The organism is Hymenobacter ruber (assembly GCF_054783255.1).
Genome location: NZ_BAAGQX010000002.1, coordinates 1,547,558 through 1,555,996, shown reverse-complemented (window position 1 = coordinate 1,555,996; position 8,439 = coordinate 1,547,558). Strand labels below are relative to the sequence as shown.

10 protein-coding genes are annotated in these 8,439 nt (G+C 61.2%); 5 read left to right on the top strand and 5 right to left on the bottom strand.

Translation table 11 applies throughout. From position 1 onward, the window contains the following. Positions 1–337: 337 nt before the first annotated feature. Complete coding sequence (locus ACYVM5_RS07115) at positions 338–904, top strand: fasciclin domain-containing protein (protein ID WP_460617428.1); 567 nt, start codon at positions 338–340, stop codon at positions 902–904. Between the two features lie 83 nt (positions 905–987). On the opposite strand, the gene ACYVM5_RS07110 is transcribed toward ACYVM5_RS07115, so the two are convergent. Further along, on the bottom strand, positions 988–2,127 hold the full coding sequence (locus ACYVM5_RS07110; protein WP_460617427.1) for a DnaJ domain-containing protein: 1,140 nt from the start codon (positions 2,125–2,127) through the stop codon (positions 988–990). A 144-nt stretch (positions 2,128–2,271) separates the two neighbouring features. Between ACYVM5_RS07110 and ACYVM5_RS07105 the strand changes: the two genes are divergently transcribed. The 3 genes from ACYVM5_RS07105 to ACYVM5_RS07095 are packed head-to-tail and all read left to right on the top strand — an operon-like array spanning position 2,272 to position 4,267. After that, positions 2,272–2,649 carry a phage holin family protein gene (locus ACYVM5_RS07105; RefSeq protein ID WP_198070586.1) on the top strand — a complete coding sequence of 126 codons (378 nt, stop codon included), beginning with the start codon at positions 2,272–2,274 and terminating at the stop codon, positions 2,647–2,649. Between the two features lie 12 nt (positions 2,650–2,661). Further along, a complete protein-coding gene (locus ACYVM5_RS07100; RefSeq protein WP_460617426.1) occupies positions 2,662–3,510 on the top strand; it encodes a hypothetical protein in 849 nt (282 codons plus the stop codon). Continuing rightward, complete coding sequence (locus tag ACYVM5_RS07095; RefSeq protein WP_460617425.1) at positions 3,482–4,267, top strand: geranylgeranylglyceryl/heptaprenylglyceryl phosphate synthase; 786 nt, start codon at positions 3,482–3,484, stop codon at positions 4,265–4,267. The genes ACYVM5_RS07100 and ACYVM5_RS07095 overlap by 29 nt, the downstream gene beginning before the upstream one ends. Before the next feature lie 164 nt (positions 4,268–4,431). Here the strand turns inward: ACYVM5_RS07095 and ACYVM5_RS07090 are convergent, their stop codons facing one another. Further along, positions 4,432–4,989 carry a S24 family peptidase gene (locus tag ACYVM5_RS07090; RefSeq protein ID WP_460617424.1) on the bottom strand — a complete coding sequence of 186 codons (558 nt, stop codon included), beginning with the start codon at positions 4,987–4,989 and terminating at the stop codon, positions 4,432–4,434. Beyond that, positions 4,962–5,567 carry a thermonuclease family protein gene (locus ACYVM5_RS07085; RefSeq protein WP_460617423.1) on the bottom strand — a complete coding sequence of 202 codons (606 nt, stop codon included), beginning with the start codon at positions 5,565–5,567 and terminating at the stop codon, positions 4,962–4,964. Before ACYVM5_RS07085 ends, ACYVM5_RS07090 begins: the two co-directional genes overlap by 28 nt. Positions 5,568–5,664: 97 nt before the next feature. Between ACYVM5_RS07085 and ACYVM5_RS07080 the strand changes: the two genes are divergently transcribed. Beyond that, positions 5,665–5,859 carry a hypothetical protein gene (locus ACYVM5_RS07080; protein WP_460617422.1) on the top strand — a complete coding sequence of 65 codons (195 nt, stop codon included), beginning with the start codon at positions 5,665–5,667 and terminating at the stop codon, positions 5,857–5,859. 76 nt (positions 5,860–5,935) lie between these two features. Here the strand turns inward: ACYVM5_RS07080 and ACYVM5_RS07075 are convergent, their stop codons facing one another. Together ACYVM5_RS07075 and ACYVM5_RS07070 are read right to left on the bottom strand one after the other, a co-directional pair. Beyond that, positions 5,936–6,700: a response regulator gene (locus tag ACYVM5_RS07075; RefSeq protein ID WP_460617421.1), complete on the bottom strand. Its 765-nt coding sequence runs from the start codon at positions 6,698–6,700 to the stop codon at positions 5,936–5,938. Then, positions 6,684–8,369, bottom strand: coding sequence for a sensor histidine kinase (locus tag ACYVM5_RS07070; protein ID WP_460617420.1), 1,686 nt, complete (start codon positions 8,367–8,369; stop codon positions 6,684–6,686). Before ACYVM5_RS07070 ends, ACYVM5_RS07075 begins: the two co-directional genes overlap by 17 nt. Positions 8,370–8,439: the final 70 nt, after the last annotated feature.

Here is an 8,439-nt window from a genome sequence, read left to right as displayed (position 1 = left end):
GGTCGCCGCCAACCTTTTATAGTAATGCCCCGCCGCTTTCGCCAGCGACGGGGCATTTTGCTGTTATGCCTTCCTTCTTTGAGTAGGGGTTTTAACTCTTTCCACTACGATTTGCCCGCTGCGCCCAGAGTAGAGCTTTAGCCGCAGTGGGGTTAATGATATACTTAGCTGTGCGCTTTGAATATTATTAAGAGATTGATTGCAAGTTATTTGTATGGATTTGGCGAATTGCTACTCTTAGTGTTTGTAGAAAACTTTACCGCTGGGGCAATCCGCTGGAGGAAGGAGTGGCGTAGGTGAGGCATAATTCAAAACACCCACGCATTTCTTCATATTCATGAAAAAGACTCTGTTTTCGCTCGCCTTCATCGCTTTGTTCAGCGTTGCTACCACTACTACTGTTTCGGCCCAAGCCAATACTAAGACTGTGATGGTGGGCGGTGCCGCTATGTACCCCACGAAAAACATTATTGAAAACGCAGTTAATTCGAAAGACCACACTACGTTGGTAGCTGCGGTGAAAGCTGCTGGTTTGGTAGAGACGCTGCAAGGTGCTGGTCCCTTTACGGTATTCGCTCCTACCAACGAGGCTTTCAACAAGCTGCCCGCTGGCACGGTGGAAACGCTGGTGAAGCCTGAGAACAAGGCAACGCTAACCAAAATCCTGACTTACCACGTGGTGGCTGGGCGTATGACTTCCGCCGATATCGCAAAAGCCATCAAAGCCGGTGGTGGCAAGGCTACCTTCAAAACGGTGAGCGGCGGCACCCTGACGGCTATGATGAAAGGCAAAGCCCTTGAATTGAAAGACGAGAAAGGCGGCATCTCAACGGTTACTATTGCCGACGTGCTGCAGAGCAACGGTGTTATCCATGTGGTGAACACGGTGCTGATGCCCCAGTAAGGCTTTCCGAGCTTCTGAATGCAACTTCGGCAACCGCCGCTGGCTTTGGCTAGCGGCGGTTGTTTGCGTTTATGGGAGGCGCGTTAATGGCAGGCGGCTTGGGCGGTGCGGGCGTATTCGTAGCCTAGGCTCAGGGCGCGGCGATAGAACTCGCAGGCGGCGGTGGAATCGCCGGTATGAGCCGCCAGCTTTCCGAGCAGAAAGTGGGTGCGGCCATCGGTGGGATTGGCTTGGATTACACGGAAATAGTCGGCGCGTGCCTCGGGGTAGCGAGAGAGGGCCGCGAAGGCCACACCACGTAGCTGCACGTAGTGCCAAGGAGCCTTGCGGCCGGCGCGCTGGTACTGGCTTAGACCAGTGGTAAAATCGGCCACGGCCAAAGCGGGCTGGTGCAGGTCGAGCAGGCGGGTTTCGCCTCTGGCAAGATAGGCGATGCTGCGGGTGCTGTCGAAGGTCAAAGAGCGGGTGAAATTGAAGTCGGCGGTGCTGGCGCGGCCGAGGACGGCCTCACAGCGGCCTAATTGGTACAGCAGGTCGGCGGTGATACGGCGGGATTGAGGTTGCTGAAGTGCGGCCTGGAAATCGGCGCGGGCAGCATGGGGGTCTTGAAGGCTAAAGCGGGCCAATTCGCCGCGCCGGCGTAGGGCGGGAGCGTAATCGGGACGGAAGTGCAGGGTTTCATCCATGAAGTTGTACGCAGCCGACCAATCGCCGCGAACGTAGGCCCGCAGACCATCGGCGTAGTTGCTGTTGGCGGAGACGCGGTCCATGGTCACTTTCACGGCCATTGCAAAAAGCACGATGCCCGCAATGAAAAGCAGCGTGAACAGCCAGTCGCGCCGGTTGAAGGTGGGGCGCTGGCGGGGAATGCGCTGATAGTGCCGTTCCCGGCTGCCAGCGGGCGGGCGGGTGCGGAGCGGGGCCGGCGGTGGCATGGGCACGCCGTAGACGTGCTGCGAGACGGGCCGCTGCTGTTGCTGGCGCTGGGCTTCGGCGGCGCGGCGGGCGGCCTGGGCTAGCTGGAAGTCGTAGGTGGCACGCCGGTCGGGGTCGCCGAGGATGCCGTAGGCCACGGCTACGGCTTTAAACTGCTCCTCGTAGCGTATGTCGCCGCCGTGCTTATCGGGGTGATAGCGCACCACCAACTGCCGGTAGGCGCGCTTGATATCGGCGGCCGGGGCGTTGGGGGCAACTCCAAGAACTTGGTAATGATTCTGACTCACGCTAGCGGCAAACACAAAGGTGGGTGCAAAAGTCAGCCGCGCGCCGAAATTTTCCGTAGAACCGGCGCGGTCCATTGCTTTTTTCTGCGAAATCAAAGAAACTGCCGGGCTTTTTTTTCTTGTCTCACTCCATTTTCGCGCCGCATGTTCAACGACGACGATACCTCCAAAACTCCCCGAAACGACAGCCTGATTGGAAACCTCACCGGGTACCTCGATACCCGAATTGACTTGGTTCGGCTGGAAATTCAGCAAAAAGTATCCACCATTTTTGTGGGTACCATTCACGGCGCAACCCTGGCTATTCTGGGGCTGCTGTTCGTCATCTTTGTGAGCATCTTTGCTGGGCTGGCGCTTAACGCCGCACTGGATAGCCCGTATTGGGGCTTTGGCATTGTGGCCGGCTTCTACCTGGTGCTGCTGGTGCTGGTGTTGGTAGGGGTTGATAAAACAGCTTTCCAAGGCCTTGCCAATAAGGTGCTCAAGGATACCATCTATAAATCTGACAAACGCCAAGCTTAAGCCAACCCTACCATGAGTGAGTTGCAAAACCCCTTGTTCGAAGAGGAAAAGGAATTTCTCGAACGCAAAAAACTGGAATACGAGCGTGCACTGCGGGGCGACGTGGACCACATCAAAGACCAGTCGGTAGTAGTAGGCAAGGTGGCACTGGTGGGCGCGGGCCTGGCTGGTGGCGTATGGCTTATCACCAAGCTGATTGGTGGCAAAAAGCATAAGCGCAAAGCGCGTGCAGCTGAATACGCCGAGGCCGACCATGACTACGAGTTTGGAGCCGACTACTATTCCAGTAGTAAGGGGAAAAAGGATAAAAAAGCCAAAAAAGGAGACGGCCTGGCGCACAAATCGGCCGAGGAGTCGGCCCGCGCTTTTGTGGAGCACCACGAGCATGCCCATGAAGCCGATGACCTAGGCTTTGGCTCCACGGGTTCGCATTCGGAAGATTATTCCTCGGAAAATGCTTCTGCTGCTCCTTTTGCTGCCGGTACGACCTTTGCCGATGAGGAATTTGAGGAAGACCCCTTCCAGGATTTGCCTTATGATGATAGCCGCCGCTTGCCCGCTTCGCACGCTTTTGATGAACCTGCACCGGCTGCCAGCCCTGCTAATTCGCGTTCGCGCATGGTAGGCTCGGTGCTGCAGGCTTTTTTGCAGTCTGATACGGGCAAGGTGCTGGTGGCGCAGGCGGCTGCCGTAGCGCTGGCCATGGTGACGAAAAAAGTAGGTGAGTTTTTCCCGGCGGACAAAAATGCCGACCTTGCGACTTCTCCCGGCTACGCCAAGGCCGAAACCGGGGCTTCTCCCGTCGCCTCGTCTGCTCCTTCTGACTCCTCGGATGCGTCCAACCCCCCTAAGTCTTTATGATGCGCTGCGCGCCCGGCAGCAGCACGGCCGCAAAGCGCTGGCCGTATTGCTCGATCCGGACAACCTAGATGAAACCAGCCTGCTGCACCTGCTCAGCCTGAGCGAGACGCATCCGGTTGATTACTTTTTTGTGGGGGGCAGCCTGGTGCTTAGTGAGCATCAGGCTGCCCTCATCACGTTAATTAAGGCGCATTCCGATGTGCCGGTGCTGCTGTTTCCCAGCCATAGCATGCATCTCGATGGGCCGGCTGATGGCTTGCTGCTGCTCTCGCTTATTTCGGGCCGCAACCCGGATTTTCTGATTGGGCAGCACGTGGTGGCCGCGCCGCGGCTCAAGGCCAGCGGGCTGCAACTGCTGTCTACGGGCTACATGCTGGTCGATTCGGGTCGGCAAACGACGGCTTCCTACATGAGCGGCACCACGCCGATGCCGCATAATAAGCCGGGCATTGCGGCCTGCACCGCGCTGGCTGGCGAACAGCTAGGATTGAAGCTGATGTACCTCGATGGCGGTAGCGGAGCCCAAAACCCGGTGTCCGGCGCGATGATTGCGGCCGTGCGCGAAGCTGTGAGTGCGCCGCTGATTGTGGGCGGTGGGCTGAATTCAGGCGAGAAAGTATATGCCGCTCTTGCCGCCGGAGCTGACGTGGTAGTAGTCGGCAACCACATTGAGGCCAGGCCGGAGTTTCTGGCCGAAGTGTCAGACGTGGTTACCTCGTTTAATCAAGTAGCAGCTTCGCGGCGGGTTTTTCAGTAACTGCGTAGCGAGCGGCTTAGCCAAATGAAAAGGCCCTGAAACCACCGTGCGGTTTCAGGGCCTTTTCATTTGGAGCCGATTATTGGACTCACACCGATAACAAGAAGCACTCGGTAAAATGCCTATTATCAAACGCTTGTCCGGTAGCAAGCGGTTTTTGTATTTCAAGAGGTAGCGCCAGAGGTGCTGTTTTCAATTAAATGCTTCCGAACCTCGCCCCGGTCAAAGCCCAGCTGCTCGATAACCTCCCACAGCCTTTCCACCGTGATGTCGGGCGCACTGGGTATGTAGCCCCGCACACGCCACAACTCGATGATGTCGCGCGTCTCGATTCCATATGGCAGCCGGTGGGGGTTATCCGAGAACAGCGTGACCTCTTTATCGTCAGACCGCAGCCGGTGCTTGATGCGCTTGAGCATTACCGATTCGGGCGTCACAACCACGTAGACCTCGCCCGGCTCCAACAGGCGTAGCTCCTCTACCCGGGTAGCCACCACCACGTCACGGTGGTTAATCGTCGGCTCCATGCTGTCGCCGGCCACCTCGAAGGCGCGGAACTCGCCCCGCTCGAAGCCAGGGATTTTGTAGGTGCCAAACTGCTGCAGGTACACTGCCTCGTTGTGAGACATAGAATAACCGGCCTGCGCGGGGATGGACACCAGCACCGTGTTTTCGTTGCCCTTGTCGTCCACCGTCACCACAACCACCTTATCCCCGCGCACCACTTGATGCAGCCAACCCGGTAGCGCCGCTTGATTTCGTTATTAAAGGACCGCCACAACTTAGGCGGCACCGCCGCGGCCATGCCGCATTTCCAGAGCCCCCTGCCGGCGCGTTGCGCGCTTTGTTGTTGCGCCGCCCGCCCGGCCACCGTCCGGCTCGGGTCGTAGGCCCAGGCCCACCCGCGCACCACCAGCAGCGAATCCAGCGGCACTGCCCGCCCCGCAGCTGCCACCGTCGACACCGGCAGCAGCACCGCCCCCAGCGTCCGGCCGTACAGGTCCATTCCGGCCCGCGCCACCAGCACCATCCGCCCCGGAGCCAGCAGCCGCGCCACCGAATCCGTTGCCTGTAGCCCAAACGCCTGGTCATGCTCCGGCGCATCCACGCCCAGCAGCCGCAACCGGTAAGAGCTGGAGCCCGAGAGCACGATGTAAGTGTCCCCGTCGATGACGCGCACCACCCGGGCCGCCTCAGCGGCAGCCGTAGCGCGCACGGTCAGCGAAGAAGCCGGAAAGTCATCGGACCGGCTGCCAATGCAGCCGCCCGCCAACGCCCCAGCCAGCACTAGCCCGCTCACCCTCGAAATAATCCTTTTGCACAACATAGGCCGAACCTACGGCCCGGCTTTAGCGGTTGTATCTTAGCCTGCCACTTTTACCCAAAACCCTCCCATTATGCCCCAGGTCTGCATCTGCCCGAAGGAGGCAGCCCAGCTTACCGGCACCAAATACAGCACCGCCAAGGTGCTGCTCCAACGCATCCGGAAGCACTTCGATAAGCCCGCCCGCGCCTACGTGTCCGTAGCCGAGTTCTGCCAATACACCCACCTCCCCGAGGCCGAGGTTTCCCGTGCCCTGAATCGTAGCTAAAGCATAGCTGAAGTAAGGCAAAGGCCACCTTCGCGCAATTGGATGCTAAACTTTGCCAGCTCAGTTAGGTGTGCAACTATTTTAGCCGTAGCCGCTGCAACTGTTCCTGGGCCATGCGGCCGTTTTCGTAGGCTTCCCCTGCGCAGTACACGTGTTCGTCGTCGTAGCCGGTGATGAAAGCGGCGTTGAGGCTGGTGCGGCGGTTCACGCGAATGAAAGAGTCCTGCAAGCCCGGGGGCAGCAGCTGGTCAAGCACATAGTACAACGAGCCGCGGATGGCGTGGCTCAGGCGCTGGGCCGGAGCCCGGAGCGTAACGTAATTTTTGCCGGCTTCCAAACTGGCGACGTCGCGCCAGTACAGCTTGTGCGTGAAGGCGCCGCGCTTGACAAAGAAAAATTCCGGCACCGGTGCCGCCGGCGCGTTCGGGTCCGGCAGGGGCGCGGCCTGGTGCGCGGCGGCGCGCTCAATGGCCGTTTGGATGGCCGCGAACAGCGCGGCGCTGTTCACGGGCTTGATGAGGTAGCCGCTGGGTTGCAGCCGCGCCGCCTGCCGGATGGTGTCGAAGTCGTTGTAGGCCGTCAGAAACAGAAAGGGCGGGCCTTGGGCGTCGCGCAACTGCTGCGCCAACTCCAGCCCCGACTGCTGGGGCCCACCGCCCAGGTTGATGTCCAACAGCACCAGGTCGGGGCGCGGCCCGGCAAACGCCTGCTGCGCCTCGGCAAACGTGTAGCACGTGGCCAGCACGCCGTAGCCCAAGTCTTCGAGGGTCAGGCGCAGGCTTTCGGCAATCAGGGCCTCGTCCTCGACGACCAGCAGGTTGATTTTAGGTGCGGAGTCCATGCGGCATGCGGAGGTAGTAGTGGTAGGGGTGGCCCGGCGCGGCGCGCAGCGTGGCCCCCAGCTGCCGGGTAAGCAGCGTAATGATTTGGGTGCCCAGGCCCGGCACCGCGGCAGCGGCGGGCACGCGGCCGTTGTCTTCGTACTCCAGGCACACTTCGGCCGGCGTGTTGTGCACCGTCACGCGTATCTCCAGGAACGGCGCGTCGGTGGCGGCGTATTTGATGCTGTTGGTGACCCATTCGTTGAGGATGAGCGAAAGCGGCAAATAGCCGTTGGGCGGCAACTGCAAGCCCTCCGTTTGGAGGTGGGTAACCACCTGCCGGTCGTTGGCCAGGCAGCTCACCACCGACGAAACGAGGCCCTTGAGGAACGCCGCCAGGTTGACTTCGGCCCCGGCTCCGTTCAGCAACTGGTTGTGCAGGGCCGCAATGCTCTCCACCCGCAGCCGGGCCGCCTGGAGCTGCGAAATAACTTCCTCGTTGTCGGTGCGGCGCTCCTGCATCTGCAACAGGCTGTAGACCATGTGCAGGTTGTTTTTGACGCGGTGCTGGATTTCCTTGTTCAGCAGCCCCACTTCGGCGGCCTGCTCGTCGAGGTGCTGATTGGCGGTGGCCAGGGCCGCGGCTTGCTGCCGGGCCCGCCGCCCCTGCCGGTACAGGTAGAAGCACAAGACGCTGATGACGGCCAGCCCCAGGCTGAGCCCGACCAACGCCCGCTGGCGTGCCTGCTGCCGGGCTTCGGCCATTGCCTGCCGCTGGCTTTCCGATTCGGCCAGCACCCGGCCCATTTGCGCCACGTCGCCGTCGTTGTTCAGGTGGTTGTACATGCGCCGGCTGGTATCGGCGTAGGCGTAGGCGGCGCGGTACGCACCGGCCGCCGCCAGCAATTCCGCCAGCAAGCGGCCGTGGTATTCCCGCTCGGGCGGACTGGGAATGCGGGCAAAGGCCGCCCGCAGCGAATCCAGGTAGGGCGAGTACCGGCCGGGGCGGCGGTAGAGCACGTCGAGGCGGGCTTGCACCAGGTAGTAGTCGTCGAGGTAGTTGTACGTGTTGGGGTCGTTGCGCACCCAGGCCCGCCGCACCAGCTTTCGGAGCAGGGTATCGGCCAGGCCGTAGTTGCCAATTTGGGTGGCGCTGAGCGCCATTTCGACGGTGCTGGGCACCTGCCGCCGCACCGAGTCGGGGCGCGCCGCCAACTCGCGGTTCAGCTGCCGCAGGGCCTGTACGGCGCGCAGGCTGTCGGGCAACTTGTCGTAGGCGTGGGCCACCAGGAAGCGGGCGTAGAAATAGCGCCGCCACTGCCCCGGCAGGTGCGCAAAGCCCCGGGCGGCCTGCTGAAAGTAGCGCACCGTTTTTTGGGGTTCGTGGTTCCACGCGTCGTACACCCGGGCCCGGGCAAACACGGCCTCGGCCAGCAACAGGGAGTCCTGGGCCTGTTCGGCCAGGCGTTCGGCGCGGTCGTAGTAGAGCAGGGCCTGCGCGAAACTGCCGTAGCCCTGCTTGCGGGCGTACACCGAGTCGCCCTGCTGCAACAGGGCAAAGAAGCGGTGGTGCAGCGGGGTGGGCGGGCCGGGCACCGCCGAAGCGTGACCGGCCAGCAGGACCAGTAAGGCGAGCAAGGCCCATCGCCGCGCCAGCGGGCGACCCTTCCCGCGGGCGGTTTGGTTCATCACAGCGGGCAAAGATAGCCGGCGGGTTCGGCCGTGCCCCGGCGTGCCAACCTCAAAAACCAGGGCTTCG